19 protein-coding genes are annotated in these 19743 nt (G+C 60.8%); 11 read left to right on the plus strand and 8 right to left on the minus strand.

The features are described 5' to 3' along the window. Positions 1 to 212: (2Fe-2S)-binding protein (locus LJE93_12990; protein MCG6949821.1), on the plus strand; the 212-nt coding region annotated here is incomplete at its 5' end. 78 nt (positions 213 to 290) lie between these two features. On the opposite strand, the gene LJE93_12995 is transcribed toward LJE93_12990, so the two are convergent. After that, positions 291 to 866, minus strand: coding sequence for a hypothetical protein (locus tag LJE93_12995; protein MCG6949822.1), 576 nt, complete (start codon positions 864 to 866; stop codon positions 291 to 293). A 106-nt stretch (positions 867 to 972) separates the two neighbouring features. Between LJE93_12995 and LJE93_13000 the strand changes: the two genes are divergently transcribed. Genes LJE93_13000 through LJE93_13010 form a run of 3 tightly spaced genes read left to right on the plus strand, consistent with a single transcriptional unit; the run spans position 973 to position 2509 of the window. Beyond that, positions 973 to 1437: a hypothetical protein gene (locus LJE93_13000; GenBank protein MCG6949823.1), complete on the plus strand. Its 465-nt coding sequence runs from the start codon at positions 973 to 975 to the stop codon at positions 1435 to 1437. Between the two features lie 38 nt (positions 1438 to 1475). After that, positions 1476 to 2033 carry an RNA polymerase sigma factor gene (locus tag LJE93_13005; GenBank protein ID MCG6949824.1) on the plus strand — a complete coding sequence of 186 codons (558 nt, stop codon included), beginning with the start codon at positions 1476 to 1478 and terminating at the stop codon, positions 2031 to 2033. Continuing rightward, positions 2030 to 2509: a hypothetical protein gene (locus LJE93_13010; protein MCG6949825.1), complete on the plus strand. Its 480-nt coding sequence runs from the start codon at positions 2030 to 2032 to the stop codon at positions 2507 to 2509. The genes LJE93_13005 and LJE93_13010 overlap by 4 nt, the downstream gene beginning before the upstream one ends. 23 nt (positions 2510 to 2532) lie before the next feature. Here LJE93_13010 and LJE93_13015 read toward each other — a convergent pair whose 3' ends face one another. From LJE93_13015 to LJE93_13030, 4 genes are all read right to left on the minus strand, one after another. Beyond that, complete coding sequence (locus LJE93_13015) at positions 2533 to 3225, minus strand: CPBP family intramembrane metalloprotease (GenBank protein ID MCG6949826.1); 693 nt, start codon at positions 3223 to 3225, stop codon at positions 2533 to 2535. A 61-nt stretch (positions 3226 to 3286) separates the two neighbouring features. Next, positions 3287 to 3979, minus strand: coding sequence for a peptidoglycan DD-metalloendopeptidase family protein (locus LJE93_13020; protein MCG6949827.1), 693 nt, complete (start codon positions 3977 to 3979; stop codon positions 3287 to 3289). Positions 3980 to 4025: 46 nt separating this feature from the next. Beyond that, positions 4026 to 4850 carry a hypothetical protein gene (locus LJE93_13025; protein MCG6949828.1) on the minus strand — a complete coding sequence of 275 codons (825 nt, stop codon included), beginning with the start codon at positions 4848 to 4850 and terminating at the stop codon, positions 4026 to 4028. Continuing rightward, positions 4847 to 5680: a glycosyltransferase gene (locus LJE93_13030; protein ID MCG6949829.1), complete on the minus strand. Its 834-nt coding sequence runs from the start codon at positions 5678 to 5680 to the stop codon at positions 4847 to 4849. Before LJE93_13030 ends, LJE93_13025 begins: the two co-directional genes overlap by 4 nt. 108 nt (positions 5681 to 5788) lie before the next feature. Here LJE93_13030 and LJE93_13035 point away from each other — a divergent pair, with 108 nt between their 5' ends. The 4 genes from LJE93_13035 to LJE93_13050 all read left to right on the plus strand — a co-directional run bounded on the left by LJE93_13035 (position 5789) and on the right by LJE93_13050 (position 10941). Beyond that, positions 5789 to 6559: a hypothetical protein gene (locus LJE93_13035; protein ID MCG6949830.1), complete on the plus strand. Its 771-nt coding sequence runs from the start codon at positions 5789 to 5791 to the stop codon at positions 6557 to 6559. 77 nt (positions 6560 to 6636) lie between these two features. Continuing rightward, entirely contained in the window at positions 6637 to 7050 is a 414-nt protein-coding gene (locus tag LJE93_13040) for a RidA family protein (protein MCG6949831.1), read from the plus strand. 238 nt (positions 7051 to 7288) lie between these two features. Beyond that, a complete protein-coding gene (locus tag LJE93_13045; GenBank protein MCG6949832.1) occupies positions 7289 to 8785 on the plus strand; it encodes a PAS domain S-box protein in 1497 nt (498 codons plus the stop codon). 29 nt (positions 8786 to 8814) lie between these two features. Continuing rightward, positions 8815 to 10941, plus strand: a complete 2127-nt coding sequence (locus LJE93_13050) for an EAL domain-containing protein (protein MCG6949833.1) — start codon at positions 8815 to 8817, stop codon at positions 10939 to 10941. A gap of 111 nt (positions 10942 to 11052) precedes the next feature. Here the strand turns inward: LJE93_13050 and amrS are convergent, their stop codons facing one another. Further along, entirely contained in the window at positions 11053 to 12126 is a 1074-nt protein-coding gene (gene amrS / locus LJE93_13055) for an AmmeMemoRadiSam system radical SAM enzyme (protein MCG6949834.1), read from the minus strand. A gap of 183 nt (positions 12127 to 12309) precedes the next feature. Between amrS and LJE93_13060 the strand changes: the two genes are divergently transcribed. Next, complete coding sequence (locus LJE93_13060) at positions 12310 to 13062, plus strand: alpha/beta hydrolase (protein ID MCG6949835.1); 753 nt, start codon at positions 12310 to 12312, stop codon at positions 13060 to 13062. A 68-nt stretch (positions 13063 to 13130) separates the two neighbouring features. Here the strand turns inward: LJE93_13060 and fahA are convergent, their stop codons facing one another. Together fahA and LJE93_13070 are read right to left on the minus strand one after the other, a co-directional pair. After that, positions 13131 to 14414, minus strand: coding sequence for a fumarylacetoacetase (fahA, locus tag LJE93_13065; protein ID MCG6949836.1), 1284 nt, complete (start codon positions 14412 to 14414; stop codon positions 13131 to 13133). 17 nt (positions 14415 to 14431) lie between these two features. After that, on the minus strand, positions 14432 to 15406 hold the full coding sequence (locus LJE93_13070; protein MCG6949837.1) for a hypothetical protein: 975 nt from the start codon (positions 15404 to 15406) through the stop codon (positions 14432 to 14434). A gap of 83 nt (positions 15407 to 15489) precedes the next feature. Between LJE93_13070 and LJE93_13075 the strand changes: the two genes are divergently transcribed. Beyond that, positions 15490 to 18702 carry a C45 family autoproteolytic acyltransferase/hydrolase gene (locus LJE93_13075; GenBank protein MCG6949838.1) on the plus strand — a complete coding sequence of 1071 codons (3213 nt, stop codon included), beginning with the start codon at positions 15490 to 15492 and terminating at the stop codon, positions 18700 to 18702. 290 nt (positions 18703 to 18992) lie between these two features. Further along, positions 18993 to 19743 (plus strand): endonuclease/exonuclease/phosphatase family protein (locus tag LJE93_13080; protein MCG6949839.1); only part of this gene is annotated, 751 nt, incomplete at its 3' end.

Consider the following 19743-nt stretch of genomic DNA (forward strand, 5'->3'; position numbering starts at 1 on the left):
TCCAAATCGGGTTGGGGCTCGGCCAGTCGTGCGACGGAGTCGCCCTGTGTGGTTTCTGCAAGGTCAAGGTCCTCGATGGCCTCGAGAACCTGAGTCCGATGGGAGAGGAGGAGCGCAAGATCCTCGCCGCCCAACACACCGGTGACGACGAGCGTCTCGCCTGTTGTGCCCGGGTTGTTGGACCCGTCATCATCACTGCCGATTATTGGTGATCGACCGCCCAACACGATGGCCGCCCGGCTCCACGAGCCGGGCGGCCGTTCATTTTGGAGTTGACTTCGATCCGCTTGTCAGTTCAGCTTCTTGTTTTTCCAATACTTGGTCCCGGCGATGTCGGCGTTCGCCATCAGGCCCTTCTCGGTGAGCTGATAGAGCGCCATGCCGTTGACGAAATCCGTCTTGGCCTCGACGGCGTGCTTGCCGGCTGCGGCGGTGGCACCAGCATCCGCCTGCCAGCCCTTTTCAACGAAGTTGTTGAACGTCTGTTCATCCTGGAAGAGGAAGACGACCTGGTACTTGTTGACACCGAGGCCGATGCCGACGCCGACCGTCCCCATTTTCATGTAGGTGGGCTTGCCGGTCTTCTTGTTGACCGCGACGCCGTTTCCGCCGCCTCCGGAGAAGCCCCAAGCGAGCTTGAGGTTGTCAAACACGGCATAGCCGTAGGCATCGTTGTAGAGATCCTTGGATTTGGGGCGCTCGCTGAACAACTGCTGCAACGTCTCGTCCGCCGTCTGGTTGATCTTCATTTTTTTCGAGTCCTGCTTCAGCGATTCCCAATCTTCTTCGGCGCTCGCGGGGGTGGCCGGCAGGATGAGGGTTGCGACCATTGCAAGGGTTGCCGCATAGAGGGCTACTTTCTTCATTCCAATTCTCCTTATCAAAATTGTGGTTCGCGAATAGTAGCACAGTCTAGCTAACCACTGGCGACAACGGCGCGTATTGACTGTTGAGTACGAACTGGAGGTTCTCATGGACTCGGAAGCCCTCATCATGATCATTGTTATGCCGACGATGTTCGTCATCTTCGGGTGGGCATTCAAAACTGGACTCGACTTCTTTCATAAACAACGGCTCATCAAGCTCCACTACGCACTTCAGGACAAGCTGCTGGAGAAACTCGGCAGCTCACCCGAGGCGATCGAGTACCTGCACAGCGACGCCAGTGAAAAGCTTTTCGCCCTCGCGACAAAGGAACGCGCGAATCCGTACACGAGGATTCTCACCGCTCTCCAGGCGGGAGCGGTGATCTCGTTGCTCGGAATCGGATTTATCGTTCTGCGAAACCAGGTTCCGACCGAAGGCACCGAGGCCTTCATGGTGATCGGTGTCCTCGCCCTGTGTCTCGGCCTGGGGTTCCTCGCGTCCAGTGCTGCCGCCTATTTCTTCTCGAAGCAGTGGGGCCTCATCAACGGTTCGGCCGAGAGTGGCGCCTGATACCGTATGCAGTGTGAAAACGGGCGGTGATGGTCTCGATGGCTCTCTCACTCAGCCAGACACCGGCCGCGGAGGTCGCGGGTCGGCCGACGACCATGGATGAGGCGGCGTTCCGCCACCTCTACCGGCGCACCGCGCGCCCCCTCCGCGGGTATTTGATGCGCGGCTGCGGCAATCTCGCGCTCGCCGACGATCTCCTGCAGGAAACGTATCTGAGGATGCTTCGCTCTGGTTTTGAGGGAGAGAACGACGAGCATCGCAAGAATTATCTCTACCGCATTGCCACCAATCTCCTGAGGGACCACTTCCGACGCGCGAAACCGGAAACTGACGATATCCCCGAGCGTGACGACTCCCGGGGCCATGCCGAAGAGATTCACCTGAGATCGGACGTGGGAGGGGCGATGGCCCAGCTCGCACCCCGCGACCGCCAGATGCTCTGGCTCGCCTACGTCGAGGGTGCGTCGCACCAGGAAATCGCAAGCACCCTCGGGTTGCGCGCGGCAAGCATCCGGTCGATGCTTTTCCGTGCCCGGCAACGTCTCGCAACCCAGCTCCAGGCGAGAGGCCTGCGACCGGATTTGGAGGGGTCATGACCTCAAATGCCTGCCCACATGAGGAAGCAGTCTCCGCTGCCGCCCGCAGCGGAGAGTGGAGCCCTGAGCTCGCGGCCCATCGGGACGGCTGTCTGACTTGTGCGGAGCTCACCCTGGTCGTGGCCGCACTCGTTGCCGATGCCGAGGAGCTGGCCGGAATTCATACCCCTCTGCCAGACCCCGGACCGATCTGGCACAGGGCTCGCCTCGCCACCCGCGAGCGGGATTGTCAACGCGCGACCCGAGCCATCGGCTGGATCCAGGGGGCGACGGTTGCTGCGGCGATCGCGATCGGTCTCTTCTTTGCACCGGGGCTCTGGAACCTGATCAAAGGTACAGCTGCCGCTATCGACCTGAGTTCTCCAATTGCGGAGCTACCCCGGGCGGCAGGCTCACCCCTCCTGATCGTGGTCTCGAGCATGCTGGTCCTGGGTGGGTTGGCGCTGTGGGAGCTCACGGTCGCGCGGGAAAACTGATCAGCCGAAATTGCACCAAATCTTCACCCGAACAACAGATACCAGCCGATACCGAAAACCGCGATGTCCGCCAGGACGTGGCTCAACCAGCACGGCCAGATGGAGCGGTATCGGAGATACAGCCAGGACCAGATGAGTCCGCCTACGAACACCCCGGCCGAAGCGAGTGCGGTTAACAACGGGTCGAGGTATTGGCTGACGGCGATGACGTGGTGAGCGGTGAAGATGGCGGCCGAGGAAATGATCGCGGCCTCGCGCCTCATCAGAATCTCGCACTGGCGCGTTATGAACCAGCGGTAGACGTACTCCTCCATCAAGGAGTTGACAAAGGTCCAGCCAGCGGCGCCGGCGAGGTAGGGGAGGACTGTGTTGAGGCCCATCTGCTGTACCTCTGCTCGGAGCGGTGCCAGGTCCATTTCCTGCACGCCCAACAGCCACGCGCCGAGCACGATCAGCCCGGCCAGCACGACGCCGCTCACGGAGCCGGCAACGAGGCCTGCGCGGGTCGGCGGCGACCAGCTCGGGTCGCCCTTTTCCACCAGCAGGTACCACGCGGCGGGAAAGATCAGCAGCCATAACTTGGCGATGGTGAAGAGGGCCTTGCCGACCGGCCCCGGCGCCACCACCATCGCCATGATCACAGCGAGACTCGGCACGGGCGCCAGCAAAAGCAGGGCGATCAGTGCGTTCTTCGGTTTCTTATCGTTCAAAGTCATCGTGATGTTCGAAGTCCAGAACGTTCAAACGTTATAGCGTTCAAACGTTCAAACGTTGTTCTCAAAGGTCGGGTATCCCGAGAATCAGATTCGGGTCCGGGCACAGCTCGAGGTAAGTTTCTAATTCCGAAGGTGCGGCGACGCCGGGGTAGTCCACGACTCCAGCCACAGCGTCGACAATGAGCTGAAAATGGAGGTGAGGTGGCCAACTGCCATTCTCCTGCAGATCGCCGATCTCGCCGAACTTCTCTCCCCCGGCCAGGTGTTTCCCCGGCTCGAGCCGTTCGATCGTCGAACGGCTGAGGTGTCCGTAAAGCGTGTGGAACTCGAGGCCATCAAGCTCGTGGCGAAGGATCACGGTCGGGCCATAGTTCCCGAGCCCTGAGTTATCGGCGGCGGAATGGACTGTTGCAGGGAGCGGAGTCATGACCTCGGTTCCTTCGACAACGAAGAGATCGATGCCGAGGTGAACGCTGCGGCGTTCTTTTGCGCCGTCGAAAAGCGGGGAGTGGCGGTAGAGAACCCGATCCTCGTTGAAGCGGCCTATCCCCACCGGCGTCGGTGCTTCGGCGACTGCCGCGAAAATGTAGTCGGTGAACCCCGAGACGTCGTTGATGTCGAGACGGGCGAGCTCCCGGTTGGCATCGGTGAAGTCGAACACCACCATCCCGCCGGCGGAGAGTTCGAACGGCAAGACCGGCGAAATCCGGTGCCGGTGTTTCCTGAAGACTGCAACCAGGTCGGGCGAGGTCATGCGCCGATTGTAGCCGGGATCTCGGAACCGGCTTGGAGGGGCCGGGTCATTCCGGGGGCTCGAAAACCAGTGTCGGCGCCTCGAGACCCACGTCGGGGGAGGTTTCGTCCGCGAAGATCACGGTAATCGTCCTGAAACGGTCCTCGCGCCAATGATCCTCGCTCAGCAGCCAGGTGCGAACGAAATCGGCCAGCTCGAGACGGCAGCGTTCGCGGACCATGTCGATGTGCCGTGGGTCCGAAGCGCGTTCCGACAGCGCGGCGGTCACGCCACGTTCGAGCTCCTCCATCTGGTCCGCTTCGTTGAAACGAAGCCAGCCCCGGTCGCTGAATCTCTCCATGCCGGCCGTATCGATCGCCGGCGGAAGGGTCGGACTGAGTGCAGGTGCGTGAACAATGCACGACTGGTCTTCGACTTCGAGCAACCAGGGTTCGTCGAGTCGCACGTGATACCGGTAGGTCACCGGAACCCTGATCTCGGTGATGGTTGTGCCGAGGGAGATGAGATCCCATCCAACTCGGAGCTCGTCGCTGGTGCGAAGGACCTCGACCGCCTCGAACGAGGCCAACTCGAGACGTGCTCCTCCATCGGTCGAAAGGCCCGGTATGGCAGAGATGAAGGTTTTCGTGATGGTTCCGTTCTTGAAGGCGTCGGCGATGTCGACCGCCCTGGCACCAAGTTCACGAACCATCTCGGTCGCGGCCCGCCCGCTTTCACGTGTGGTGCGGCCGAACTGGTACAGCACGAGATAGGCGATGAGGCCGAGAGCGAGGACAACGATCGGCCATCTCATGAGGCGCAGGAGCTCGAGCCATCCGCCCGGCCGTTCGGTGGAATCGAAACCCGAACCGGGAGGCTGTTCGTCACTCACGACTCAACCCTTGTGTTTCCCGGTTGGGGTGAGTCCCAGTAAGCCTGACTGGCGATCCTGCTCAGTTCCGGAGACTTGTATCGTCCGGCGTTCCAGTTGTGGCGCAACCTGAGAATTCGAAACAGCATCGGTAGAGAATCGAACCTGAGACTGACCGACGACGGAGACGACCGCTGCAGCCTGACCGGGATGCGGCGGATGGACAGGTTGTGTTTGAGAGCGATATAGAGGAGCTCGACGTCTCCCGAAAAACTGTCATCCGTGACCAGGGGAAACAGCGCATCAGCGACGGGGCCACGAAATCCCTTCAATCCGCATTGGCTGTCGAAGAGTCCGCCGGTGACCAGCAGCCGGACGCAGTGGCTGAAAACTCGACTGCTGAGCTTGCGTGCGACTCGGCTGTCGGACAAGGAGGTTGATTCCGGGAGGGTGCGATCGCCGACAACAACGTCGTAGGCGCGACGGTCGATCAGGTCTGAAATGTACGGTACAGCCTCCAGATCGTAGGGAAGATCGGCATCGGTGAAGACCTTGCACGATCCGGTAGCGATTGCCATACCTGCCTTGACGGCGCCGAGCTTTCCGAGGTTTTCCGGTAGTGTGACCAGGTGTACGCGGTCGCTCACCAATGGCTCGATCACCGATGCCGTACCGTCGGTGGAGCCGTCGTCGACCACGACAAGCTCGAACTCCGGACACGTTCGATTGAGATACCGGCAAGCTTCATTGACAGAATCTGCAACGAAGCCGGCGCCGTCGTGGACCGGTATGACCAGGGAAACCGCCGGCTTCGGCTGTCTCTGATCCAGCTTCTTCTCTGAATCCTCCATCAATCTCACGCTACCGGTTTCTGGTTGACGCTGCAAGCTGTACAACCCTTTCGGTCGCTGCAGCATCTCATTGGTATGGAACGAGAGAATTCGCAAAGGAGATTCATGATGAACCTGAAATCGAAGTGTGCGATCGTCATGAGCCTGGTGATGGCTGCAGTGGGAACGGCTGCGGCTGGCTCGGAATTCGAAGAGATCATCGACCGGAGCTTTCCGCTTGCCGAGGGTGGCGTGGTGGCGCTGGAGAACATCAACGGTGATGTCAGCATCGAGGTCTGGGACAGTGCTGAGGTACGGATGTTCGCGGTCAAGAAGGCGAGTTCGCAAGAGCTTCTCGACGGGCTCGAGATCAAGGTTGACGCGGATGGGAGGTCGGTACGGATCGACACCGAGTATCCGTCGATGCGCGACTACGAACACGAATCTGGCACCTTCATGCGGGTGGAATTCACGTTGACCGTTCCGAAGACCGCTCGGCTCGATGACGTCGATCTGGTCAACGGCAATCTGCAGGTCGTCGGAGTCGAGGGCGGAATCTCTGTCGGGACCGTGAACGGCAATATCGATGTCCGGGATTGTGCCGGCGACGCGGAACTCGGCACTGTGAATGGGACCATAGAGGCCTATATCAACAGTCTCGACCTTGGTGGTGAGCTTGAGATGGAATCGGTCAATGGTCGCCTGGATCTCTATCTCGCATCGTCGATCAGCGCTGATCTTCGGGCTGAGTCTGTCAACGGCAGCCTGAAAAACGATTTCGGAATCGAGATTCACAAGGGCAAGTACGTGGGCTCGGATTTCAGCGGGAGCGTGGGTGGCGGTGGCGCGAAAGTGGAACTCGAAACCGTCAACGGGTCCATCAGCGTTCACCGCTGGTAGACGGAATATCAGGAAGTTGAAGAAAGGACCCCTCGATGGGGTCCTTTTTTCATGGAGCGAAGGTATACTCCACGCACATGAGCACGGACGAAAAGTCGGCAACTGAGGGACGGTATCGATCTGCCTCCCCGTACGAGAATCTGGTCGGGTTCTCGCGCGCCGTGCGCAGGGGGAACCGCATTGTCGTTTCAGGCACAGCTCCACTCGATTCCGAGGGGGAGACTATCGTTGGCGACGCTTACGTTCAGGCAACACGTTGCCTGGAGATCATCATGGAGGCCATCGAGGCGCTGGGTGGGACCCGGCAGGACGTCATCCGTACGAGGATGTACGTCATCGATGTAGAGGACTGGGAGGGGCTGGGCCGTGCTCATGGCGAGTTCTTCCGCGACACCTATCCAGCGGCCACGATGGTTGTCGTGAAGGGCCTTCTCGACCCGCGTTGGCGGGTGGAAATCGAGGCAGAAGCTGAACTGAACCCCGAAGATTAGTCCATAACTCGAGCACTTTCAGAGAATTATGCAGATTTTACGCCGGAAGTTCACCGTTTGACACAATTTTCAAGAAATTGTTCATTCAATTGACAACTCGAGCGTGTTATACTCCCCGAATAACGGTGGACGGTCGTCTTTTTCTGAACAGAAAAATGACGTCGATTGCCTCGGCGAGCGGGCGAAATGTGAATGCGGTGCTGCGGTTAACAGTTTGTGATCCTGGCGTGGAGCGTCGATGAGCAACCTCCCTCGGATCCTCATCATCGATGAAGACGAGAGCGATCGCGATCTCGCGTCGGTGGTGTTGACCGGGGAGTTCGGCAGTCTGGAAATCGAATCAGTCGGCACGGCAGCCGAGTTTTCGGGTGCATTGGCTGCGGGCCGGTTCGGGATCGTGATCACCGAAGCCGCCTTTTCTTGGAGCACCGGCGTCGAGCTGATCCAGCTGGTGAGGGACGTCCGCCCGGATTGTCCGGTGATTCTGTTTACCGCAGAAGTCGACGAAGAGCTGTGGAGCGAGTCCCTCCGCCTGGACGTCGACGGTTACGTCAACAAGAGTTCGTCCGGCTTCGTGCGCCTTCCCGCGGTAGTCCGCTCGGTGTTTTTCCAAACCCGCCGCAGGGCGGTGGCGAGCTCCAGGGATGCACCTTACAGGCGTCTCGTGGAAGGTCTTCCGGTCGGTATTTTCGTCGCCAGCCTAGATGGTGAGATCCTCGAGGCCAATCCGGCTTTCGCTTCGATGCTCGGTCTTTTCGATCCCGAGGAAGCCGCCTGGACAAGCTTTCCGGGCTTGATCGCAGACTCTGCAGCGGCTGACGACTGGATTACCCGCATGACTGCCACACGGTCTGTGCGAAACCTTGACGTGCAGCTGCGGCGTGCTGACGGGAGCCTGATGTGGGCTCGGGTCTCGTCCTGGGTGGTGGAAGATCCTGGTTCCGGCATGAAGCATATTCAGGGAATCGTCGAAGAAACAGGTGATTACCACGACGCGCAGGAGGAGCTGGCCAAGCGAACAGAAGCCTTGGCACGATCCAATGACGAGCTCGAGAATTTTGCGTACGTCGTCTCCCACGACTTGCAGCAGCCATTGAGCGTAGTCTCGAGCTACCTCGAGATGCTCGGTGAAAGTGTCCGCGGAAAGCTCGAGGAGGAGGAGGAGAGCTACCTCGATCGGGCGACATCGGCAGCCGTACGTGTGCAGGAGATGATCGATGCCGTTCTCGGTTTTGCGAGGGTGGACTCGCGAGGTGGCGACTTCGTACCGGTTGATCTCGGAGCGGTGCTGGAGCAGGTGAAATCAGAGCTCTGGAAAGAGATCACCGTCGCCAAGGCTGAAATCTCCAACGACCCCTTGCCGACGGTCGTTGCGGACGAAGCTCAGATGGAGCAGCTGATTCATAATCTCCTCTCAAACGCCTTGAAGTTCTCCGGTAATCCGCCGGTCGAGATCCAGATTTCAGTAGAAGAAAGCAAAGAAGAATGGCAGATTTCGATAACCGACAATGGAATCGGCATCGATCCGAAAGCGTCTCAGCGAATTTTCGTGATGTTTCAGCGTCTGCACACGGATGATGAGATCCCGGGCACCGGAATTGGCCTCGCCATCTGCAAAAGGATCGTTGATCGCCATGGCGGAAAAATCTGGGTAGAATCTGAACCGCGAATGGGAGCGACTTTCTATTTCACCATCCCGAAGAAAGCGGTTGGCCAAGGAGGAGACCAGACGTGAAATTCGGCAGCTTTTGGAGGAGGTAGCGAATGGTGCCCGCCGAGGCAGCTACCAGTCTGCATGAAGATGAGTACGTTCGGGTCTTGCTCGTCGAGGATAGCCCTGACCACGCCGAGTTGATCCGCACGAAGCTCATGCGTTCGAAGCGCATTCGGACCTTGATCGACCATGCAGACCGTCTGGAGAAGGGTCTCCAGATGCTCGAGAACAATGACTATGACGTTGTGTTGTTGGACTTTTCGTTGCCAGACAGTTTTGGCATCGACACCTTTCAACGCGCGCACGAGGTCGCGAAACGAATTCCGATCATTGTCCTCACCAGCCTTGATGACAATGATCTGGCGGTGCAGGCGGTACGATTGGGTGCTCAGGATTACCTGATAAAACGCGAGGCTGATACCAGGTTACTGGTGCGTTCCATTCTCTATGCCATCGAGCGCGCGGCTGCCGATGAAGCGTTGCGGAAGTCGGAAGAGCGCTTCGCCTTGGCGGTTCGGGGTGCCAATGACGGGCTCTGGGACTGGGACTTCGAGACAGATACGGTCTTTTATTCACCTCGGTGGAAGGGCATGCTCGGGTTTTCGACCCAGGATGTCGGCAACAGCCCGCGCGAGTGGATGGACAGGATTCACGCGGATGACAGACCACCGTTCCGTCGCCACCTCGATGCGCACCTCGCTGGCGCCACTGAGCAGCTCGAGTTCGAACATCGGATGCGCAATGCCGATGGCGAGTACATCTGGGTGCTGGCACGCGGGGTCGCGGTTCGAGACGAGAAAGGCAAGCCTTGTCGCATGGCTGGCTCGCAAACCGATATCACCGCCCGCAAGAAGGCGGAGCACCAGCTCCAGCACGACGCTCTGCACGACGGACTCACAGGTCTCGCGAACCGGGTCCTGTTCATCGACAGGCTGGCGTGTGCCCTTGCGGATTTGCGACGTCAGGCATCACCACATTTCGCAGTCCTGTATTTCGACCTCGATCGTTTCAAGAACGTCAACGACAGTCTGGGCCACAGCATGGGCGACAAGCTGTTGGTCGGCATTGCGCGGCGGCTCGAGCATTTCCTGCGGCCAGGTGACACGGTCGCTCGCCTCGGAGGCGACGAGTTCGCGGTCCTCGTCCATCGGGTGGAGGACGCGAGCGGCGCGATTCACGTCGCAGATCGAATTCAAGATGTCCTGAGCATGAATTTCTCGATCGATGGCCACGATGTGATGGTGACCGCTTCGATCGGAATTGCCCACAGCTCCACCGGCTACAACAGTCCGGAGGAGATCCTGCGCGATGCGGACATCGCCATGTATCGAGCGAAGGGCGAGGGGAAGGCGCGGTACGAGATCTTTGACCGAGACATGCACCAGAGTGCAGTTGCGCTCCTCAAGCTGGAAACCGAACTGCGTCGCAGCGTCCACCGCGGCGAGTTCGAGATGAATTACCAGCCGATCGTGTCTCTCGCCAACGGTCGGATTGTCGGCTTTGAGGGACTCGTGCGATGGAGGCACCCCGAGAGGGGCATTGTGCTGCCGAACAACTTCATAGCCATTGCGGAGGAGACCGGACTGATCGTGCCGATCGGGTGGTGGGTCCTGCGAGAGTCGTGCAAACAGACCCGTATATGGCAGAAGCTTTTCCCGAACGACCCGCCGTTGTGGGTCAGCGTCAACATGTCCGGCAAGCTGTTCATGAGAAGCACCATGGTCGACGAACTCCTGGGCATTCTCGAAGACACCGGTCTGCCGCCGCGGAACCTACGCATCGAGGTTACCGAGAACGTGGTCATGGACCATGCCGATCTTGCCGTTCGCAACCTGATGGAGCTCAGGGCTCTCGGGGTTCAGCTTTCGATCGACGACTTCGGCACCGGTTATTCGTCGCTGAGCTACCTTCAACGCTTCCACTACGACTCGCTCAAGATTGATCGTTCCTTCGTCAGCCAACTCGGCTCGCCAGGTGATTCCCGGGCGATCGTCGAGACCATTCTCAACCTCGCCAACAACCTGGGTATCGGCGTGGTCGCCGAGGGAATCGAGACCGCCGATCAGGTCGACCGCCTGCGCCGGATGCAGTGTCCGCATGGGCAGGGCTTCTGGTTCTCACGACCACTGAACGTCACTGCCGCAGAGGAGCTGATGGCCTCGTCTCCGACCTGGTAGCGCGCACCTTTCAGGTGCGAATTTTGAATTCTGAATTCGGAATTTTGAGTTTCCATCAGTCCCACAGGGCATTTCACGGGAGAGTGGGAGGCATTCCGAATTCCGAATTCCTCATTGTCCGATTCGTACTGGCATTCTTCGCGCTCCCCAGGTGCCGGGTGGACCGTCGAAACGGCCGGCGCATCGTGTCCCGCACTTCAGACACCGACCCTGGTCGTCGAGCTTCCACGCGGTCAGCCGATACCAGTCTCGACCGATGACCAGCTCGCCGCAGCCGTGGCAGTACGTCGATCCGCCGGCTGGATCCACAACGTTGCCGGTGAAGGCGTGACGGACACCGTTTGAAAGTGCGATTTCACGCGCCCTTCTGAGGGTTTGCGGGCTCGTCGGCGGCAGCTTGCTCATCTTGAAGTCGGGATGGAAGGCCGTGAAGTGCATCGGTACGTCCGGCCCGAGCGTGTCGACGACCCAGCCACTCATTTCGTCGATTTCGATCTCCGAGTCGTTCTCGCCCGGTACCAATAGGGTCGTGAGCTCGACCCACACGTTCGTCTCCTTGACCAGGTACTCGAGGGTTTCGAGCACGGGCCGTAGCTCACCGCCACAGAGCTTTCGGTAGAAGGTTTCGGTGAAGGCTTTGAGATCCACGTTGGCGGCATCCATGGCGCCGAAAAATTCGTGCCTCGGCTCTGGACAGATCTCGCCCGCGGTGACTGCGACGTTGGCGATACCACGCTCGCGGCAGGCGGCGGCAACATCGACCGCGTACTCGAGGAATATGACCGGGTCGTTGTAGGTATAGGCGACGCTGCGGCATCCGGCTGCTGCTGCGGCGCGCGCGATCGCTTCTGGCGAGGCGGCATCGGCGAGAGTGTCCGCCTGCCGTGACTTGGAGATCGACCAGTTCTGGCAGAATTTGCAGGCGAGATTGCACCCCGCCGTGCCGAAGGAAAGGACCGCGCTCCCGGGAAAGAAGTGGTTGAGGGGCTTCTTCTCGATCGGGTCGACGCAGAAGCCGGACGAGCGCCCGTAGGTTGTGAGGACAATACCGCCGCCGACATTCTGCCGCACAAAGCAGAATCCGCGTTGTCCCTCCTTGAGCTTGCACAGCCGAGGACAGAGCTCGCAGACCACGCGTCCGTCCTCGAGTGCGGTCCAGTATCGTCCCGGCACCACCGAGTCCATACCTTCATTGATGATCTGCTCGGAACCGAATGTCAAGGCATGCGGGAATGAGAGGTCAAATATTCGACACGGGGAGTCACGCTCGGCCACCGCCCATGGATGGATTTTGTTGGGGTTGGGCAGGTGGCATTCCGAATGCACGAGATCGAATATTCTTCGTTGGAGAAGGGTTGACCGTGTGTCATGAGCAGCGCTGATATTCACCGGGAACTTCCGCCGGGTTTCGAGGATCGCGATCTTGTGCGGCCCGCGCGCTGGGAGTTGTTGCACGAGGCGAGGATTGTCTTCGAGCGTTTGGCCCTCGTCGCCACTCTCGGACGTATTCGAGCTGCCGTGCCGCACGGTCACGGTGAGCCTGTGATGGTTGTCCCGGGTTTTGCAACCGACGACCGATGGACGACGCGCCTGCGCGGTTTTCTTGTTTCGATCGGCTATCGGGTCTCCGGGTGGGGACTTGGTCGTAACCGTGGCAACGTGCCGAAGCTGATTCCTGCGGTGATCGAGCAGGCCGAGCGCCTTTATGAACGCGAAGGACTGCCGATTCGTCTAATCGGCTGGAGCCTCGGGGGGTATCTGGCCCGCGAGGCGGCGAGGGAACGACCAGAGGTGGTCGAACGCGTGATCACTCTCGGCGCGCCGGTGATCGGTGGGCCGGCCTACACTGCCTCAGCGCCGATGTACGTGCGGCGAGGCTACAGTCTCGAGGATATCGCCGCGACCGTGGTCGAGCGCGAGAAGATACCGATCGAGGTCCCCATTCTCGCCGTCTACAGCCGGTCCGATGGAGTGGTTGCCTGGCGTGCGTGTATCGATCGTTTCGACAGTCCAAACGTCGAGCATCTCGAGGTGCGCTCGAGCCATCTCGGCATGGTCAATTCGCCCCGAGTTTTTCGACTGGTTGCCGACCTCCTCGCACGACCTCAGCATCAGAGCTGACGCCTGGTCAATCTCCCGCTCGGCGATGCGACCCGGGTGGGCGGGTGGAAACTTTCAAACGTTGAACGTTAAACGTTTGCGGGCAACAGCGTGCCGGTGACTTCTCCGAAACCGATACGAATCCCGTCCTTTTCGCACCAGCCGGTCAGGGTGACGGTGTCGCCGTCGGCGAGGAAACGCCGCTCCTCGCCACCGGGCAGTTTGATCGCCTCGGTGCCTCGCCAGCTCAACTCGAGCATCGAACCGCGCTCGTGCTTCTCGGGGCCCGAGATGGTCCCCGAGCCGTAGAGATCGCCCGGCTGCGTGTTGCAGCCATTGACCGTGTGATGGGCGAGTTGCTGGCACATACTCCAGTACATGTACTTGAAGTTGGAGGTTGCGATCGTTCCCGGCTTGACCATCGTTTCCGACTGGAGTCCGACCTCGAGGTGGATGTCGTAGGCGCAGTCTTCCGAACTGCGGAGGTACTCGAGAGGCTCCGGATCGTCCTGCACCGGACCCGCACAGCGGAACGGCTCGAGCGCTTCCATCGTGACCACCCAGGGTGAAATCGAGGTCGCGAAGTTCTTGCCGAGAAAGGGACCGAGGGGCACGTACTCCCACTTTTGGATGTCACGCGCCGACCAGTCGTTGACCAACACCATGCCAAAGATGTGTTCCCGTGCTTCTGCGATCGGGATCGGCGTTCCGAGGGCGTTTCCCGGTCCTACGAAGAACCCCATTTCGAGCTCGAAGTCCATCAACCTGCTCGGACCGTAGCTCGGCCGGTCGGCATCGTCGGCCTTGGTCTGACCCATCGGCCGAGGTATATCGGTGCCGCTGACCACGATCGAGCTGGCGCGGCCGTGGTAGCCGACCGGCAAATGGAGCCAGTTGGGTTGGAGTGCGTTGTCCGGCCCGCGAAACATGACGCCGACGTTAGTGGCGTGTTCGCGCGAGGAGTAGAAGTCGGTGTAGTCCCCGATAACCGCCGGGAGGGCCATTTCGACCCTCGCCCGGGGGTGAAGTGCCGCCTGGCGGAGACCTTCATTGTCTCGCAGGGTTGACTCGTCGGCGCTCAGCAGGCGGGTCAGAGTCTTCCTGGTTTCTCCCCACGCCTCGGCGCCGAGGGCCATGAAGGAGTTGAGTGTGGTCTGGGCCAGGGAATCCCGGCTGCCACGCCGCCCCTCTCCGAGCAGGCCGCTGTCGACGAGGACCGAGAGATCGAGCACCGAATCTCCGATCGCCACCCCGATCCGTGGCCTGAGGCCGGCCGAAGGGCGAAAGACACCGTACGGAAGGTTCTGGATTGGAAAGTGCGAGCTTGGCGGGACGGTGATGAACGAACGAAGTTCTGTATTCAGCGTGGCCATTTTTTTGCAGCCTCCTTCTACACGATGCCGAGGTTTTTCAGATCGTCTCGCGGTTCGGAAAAGCTGCAGCTGCCGAAGGTCGTGAGCAAGGTTTGACGAGCGGCAACGATCTCGTCCGCAGACGCCCGGTAATCGTGCCAGGCAAAGTGCTCCGGTCCGACCGTAAATGAGCCCGGATCGACCTCGGCAACGATCTCGATCAGTGTTCTGACCGGCAGGTCGTGAACGTAAGCCAGGACCGAGGCTGCATAGAGGTTGATGAAGCCGTGAACCGTGGCTCCGAGATCGGGATCGTGCTGACGTACCGGATGGTGCAGGCCCTGCGTCGCCTTCAGAGGCACGGCGATCGCGCGGCAGGTGGCTATCGCCGCCGCCACCGCCTCGACGTCCGGGATGGCCTCCTCTTCAAGTCCTCCACAGCGGATTTTGAGGCCAACGCGGTTTTGCGGCCCTGCTTTCCGGTCGGTGTCGCGCACTGCCGCCGCTGCGGCCGGCAACCGTTGCCGCCAGTCGCCAAGCAGCGAAACCTCGAAGAACGGAGTCAACTGGAGAGATCCGTTTTTCGTCAACCGGCCCCACGCCTGGTTCACTGCGACCGCCACACCACCCGTCTCGGGGAGTCCAACCTCGACGGTGTCCACCACTGCACGTCCGCTGTGCCTGGTGGAAAAGGTGACTATTTTGGCGCTTTCCCGCCCGACCGTGGCGAGGTACTCCTCGAGGGTGCCACCACGGTGTCCGAGGGCCGAGATGGTGATCGGGGGATGCGGTGTGTCGGTGTCGGTGAGCAGTGGACCGAGCTCCTCGAGGCGGGATACGGGACAGACGAAGCGTGCCAGCATCCAGCCTTCCTCCGATGAGAGGTGACCGACGAACCGTCGGAAGGCTTCGTCCATCGGCAGCTCTGCGGGCGGAAAAAGACCGGCGTAGTCGATGATGCCGTCGAGAAGCGATTTCGCGCATGGATCCATCGTTGCTCCATCGTTACACATGATCTGGGAACGGTATGGTACCACCCGCAACAGCGCAGGCTGGTGCGTGCCTTCGGCTACAATACCCCGCGGGAGGAGCCTCGATGAGCAACAGGTCAGACAGTTTTGTTCTCTCGGCATGTATCGGTTTTGGCTTCGTGCTGATGCCGATTTCGGTTGCCGCTAACGATGTGGCGGTCGCCAACCCTGGTTTCGAGCAGCTCGCACCGGGCGGTTCGGTCGTTGGATGGCGTCAGGTTGTGGAGGCCGGCAGCGAAGGTGCAGCATTCAGTGGTGAAAGCGACGTTGCCCACGGTGGGGTCGGCAGCGCCAACCTCACAGTACGCGGCCACGGCACCGTGACCGCGGAGTCCGACCCGGTGGCCCTCGACGTCGGCGAGCTCTATCGGCTGAGCGGCTGGATTCGCACCCAGGGAGTCGTCTCCGACCCGATGTCGAAGTACCCGACCGCAGTTCCCGCCTGTCTCACCATGGAGGCATTGCCGTTCACCATGCACTCGCCGGCGGTCGGAGGAGACTCCGACTGGCGTCACGTCGAACTGCTGTTCATCGCGACCGCGAAAGAGGACCGCATTCGCCTGCACCTCGGCTACAACGGTACCGCCAGGGGGACTGCCTGGTTCGACGACCTGCGGCTGGAAAAGGTCGAGGACATTGCCGAGTTCATCCCGCCCGAAACCGTCCGTTGGTCGGGCCCCGGCTTTCGGTATGACGATCAGGGCTGGATCTTCGTTCACATCGAGGGTGAGCCGTACGACCGCGGCTATCAGTACGGCTCCCTCATGCCGGATGAGATCGCGGAGTACATCCGGAAGCTCGGCGTCGTCCAGTATCGGCAGGATCCCGAGTCCGGTTGGGACACCGTTCGCTTCGAGGCCGATTCACTCTTTCTGCGCAAGTACGACGAAGAGTATCTGACCGAGATGAAGGGCATCGCCGACGGCGCAGCGGCTGCCGGTAGCGAGGCGTGGGGGCGGCCGATCGATCTGCGGGACATCGTTGCCCTGAACTCGGTCATAGATCTCGGTCAACTCGGCAGGGCCCTCGAGGTCACCCCGAACTCACTCACCGGTCAGGCCTTCACCGCCCCGGACGAGGAGCTCGATATCGAGGTCGAACAACACAAGTGCTCGGCGTTTGTGGCTACCGGCCCTGCGACCGGGAATCGTGGCGTCGTGTTCGGGCAGATTTTCATGTGGTCGGGCTACACCGGCGTTCACTGGAACGTAATAACCGATGTCGACCCTGCGGACGGTTACCGTTTGGTCTACCAAACATTCCCGGGAGGTATCCACTCCGGTGCGGACTTCTACCTCAACGAGGCCGGCATCGCTTTCGGCGAGACCACGGTTTCGCAGACGCCCTACGAGGCCAACTCCACCCCTCAGTCCAACCGCGCGCGAAAGGCGGCCCAGTACGCCGCCTCGATCGACGACGTCGAACGGATCCTGTGGGAGAAGAACAACGGCATGTACACTAACGACTGGCCGATCGCCGACTTCAACACCGGCGAGGTCGCTATCCTGCTCCTCGGGACACACGCCAAGAAGCTGTGGCGAACGTCCGAGGACATGGATCCTTTCGGCACTCCGGGTTTTTTGTGGGCCAACAACAACAATCGTGATCCAGAGGTGCGCAAAGAGTACGTGGCCCAGCCGGACGACCGGCCCTTTGATCTGATGTTCTCGCCCTGGAACAGGGACCTGGCGTTCAACCAGTTTTACGCTGAGCACAAGGGGAAGATCGATGCCAATGCGGGCGTCGCTCTGTGGGCCTCCTCACCGATCAACCGTGCCCACGCCTGCGATGGCAAGATCACCAACACGGAAATGGCCGGGAAGATGGCCTTTCTCGCGCATCACGGCAAGGTGACCCTGCGCGAGAAATTTCCTACCAAGGGCTGGCGCTATTTGCCGGACCTCCCGGGCGCCGATCCCCACCTCAGCCTCGGATACTCGGTCGTCAGCCCGGTCTTTGTTGCAGACCGACTGGCCGCGGCACGGACTGCATCGAATAACGAGATATCGGAGAGCGGTAGCTCAGGGTTCGAATTGGGCGACATCGCGACCACCTTCGAGATTGACAAGAAGGACCTCTGGGGCGGCACGGTCGAGCCGGCATCTGCCTCCGAGAGCTGGTTCGTCAGCGCGACTGCAGCCTATTGGCAAATGTTGGCCGGGATCGCGGGGGAAAAACCGGCGGCGGCGGCTGAGAAGCTCGCGAACGAGCTGGCGGCCCTCGAGGCACGTTATCTCTACACCGTCTCGCGAGAGGAGGATCTGCCCGCTGTCGATGCCCATCGGGCCTACGACCGCTACGGCCCGTACCTGCTGCCGCGCATCAAGGGGACCTTCGCGCTGCACCAGCTCCGTTTGCTGCTCGGCAACGAGACCTTTTTCGAGGTGATGGCCACGGTTCACGAGCGCTACCGGGGTCGGGAGATGTCGACCAAGGATTTCGTGGCGGTTGCCGAAGATTTCTCCGACCGCGACCTGGAGGCATTCTTCGAACAGTGGCTGCAGCGGATTGGCCTGCCGCGTGTGCGGCCCGAGTTCGAGGTGCAGAAGACTCGTGGAGGCGGTTGGAACCTTGTGGTCAACATCGAACAGGATGGTGACCCCTACCGGTTCGTCACCCACCTCGAGGTCGAGGCTGGAGACAACCGTTCGATTCACCGGGTTGAAATCAAGGACGATGGAAAGGTGTCACTCCATTTCGATGCCGAGCCGACGAGAGTCGTCTTCGACGTCCTCAGCGACCTCCCGGTCGAGCGCGAGAATTTCTATGAGTGGCGGAATCTGATCGACGATTTCCACGACACCCTGATCGTCTACGGCACCTCCCGCCAGATCGAGGCCAACCACACCCTCGCCCGGCGTTGGCAGGAGAAGGTCGCCGATACCTATATCGAGATCCTTCCGCCACTGGTCAAGGACTCCGAAATCGACGAGACCCGGGCGGCGACCCACGACCTCATCGTGATGGGCACCTTGAAGGACAACTATCTCTTCAACCACGTGCCGCAAGACATCCCGGTGCAATTCGGGCGCAACCACTTCGAGTGGGAGGGGGAGAGTTACGGCGAACCCGATGACGGGCTCTTTCTGGTGGTACCCAATCCCTGGAACTCCGAGCGGGTGATGTATGTCATCGCGGCCAACTCGGGCATGGAGCTGTACGACATGACCGAGACCTATCAACGGGGGATTCCGCAATGGGCCCGTTTCAAGGGCGACGAGATCGTCGAGCGAGGTTTCTTCGACCGCGAGGGGTTCGTCGTCGATCTCGGTGAATAGGCGCGTCCATACAAACGCCGGCCGCGGCGAATCCCGCGGCTGGCGCTTTCGGACCGCCGCGACTCCGAGAGCAGAATCTCGTCGCCGCGTCAGTCCTCATTCGCTGCGCGCCTGCGGCGCGCCGGCGTTCATGCGGTCTTAGCGTCGACACCCTTGAATCTCGATGTCCCGCCCCCACCCCCCGTCCACCCACCCTCGGAAACTCGCGCGCTGCGCGCTGGCGAGTTTCTGAGGGGAGGGGGTGAATGAAGACCTGGCTCCAGAGTTTTCTGCGTAGAATGAAGGCTTGAATGCCACTTCGCCTGAAATTCAAACCGCCGTGGCCGCTACCGCTGCTCAAGAGGATCGTCCGAGGTTACGTCGGTGCGCGGACGGTGCTCGTCGACGAGTTGCCGCCCGAGCGGCGGCCTTCGTCACTCGCGGTCGACGAGCGGGCGGAGGGTTTCGAACAGCTCGGCGCCGACCTGACTGTACTTTCGTACAACGTGCAACGCGCGCAGCGGCTGGAACGGGTGGCGTCGACGATCGAACGGGCGGTCGCCGACTGGTCTCCCGACCTCATCTTCCTGCAGGAGGCGCCGCTCGAGCTCGTTCGCCTCCCGCGGCTCGCGCCGATCATGGGCCGGTCGAGCCTCTTCTGGGCCCCTTTCCACCAAGTCGACAGGCCGGACCAGCGCTATCGATTCCGCGCCTACGGACAGCTCATCGCCAGCATCCGAGCCCTCGAGGGGTCGAAGGTCGTCGAGTTGCCGACCGTCAACCCGAGCGTTCTCGGGCCCGGCCACCTCATGAAGCGGATCGCTCTGTTGGCCAGCCTTCGAACCGCTGACGGCCGCGCAGTCGGTGTGGTCAACGTCCACAATGAACCCTTCGCCAGATCGAGAGATCGGCTCCTCCAGAACCGGAGGTTCCTCGAGGCGCTTGAGGACGATGCTCCCGACGTTGCAATCTGCTGCGGGGATTTCAACCCGTCGTTCAGCCAGCGAAGTGAGCCCGGCCTCAGACTGCTCGAGGAGGCGGGTTTCGTGAACGCCTTTGCTC

It is taken from the genome of Acidobacteriota bacterium, from assembly GCA_022340665.1.
Lineage (GTDB): Bacteria > Acidobacteriota > Thermoanaerobaculia > Thermoanaerobaculales > Sulfomarinibacteraceae > Sulfomarinibacter.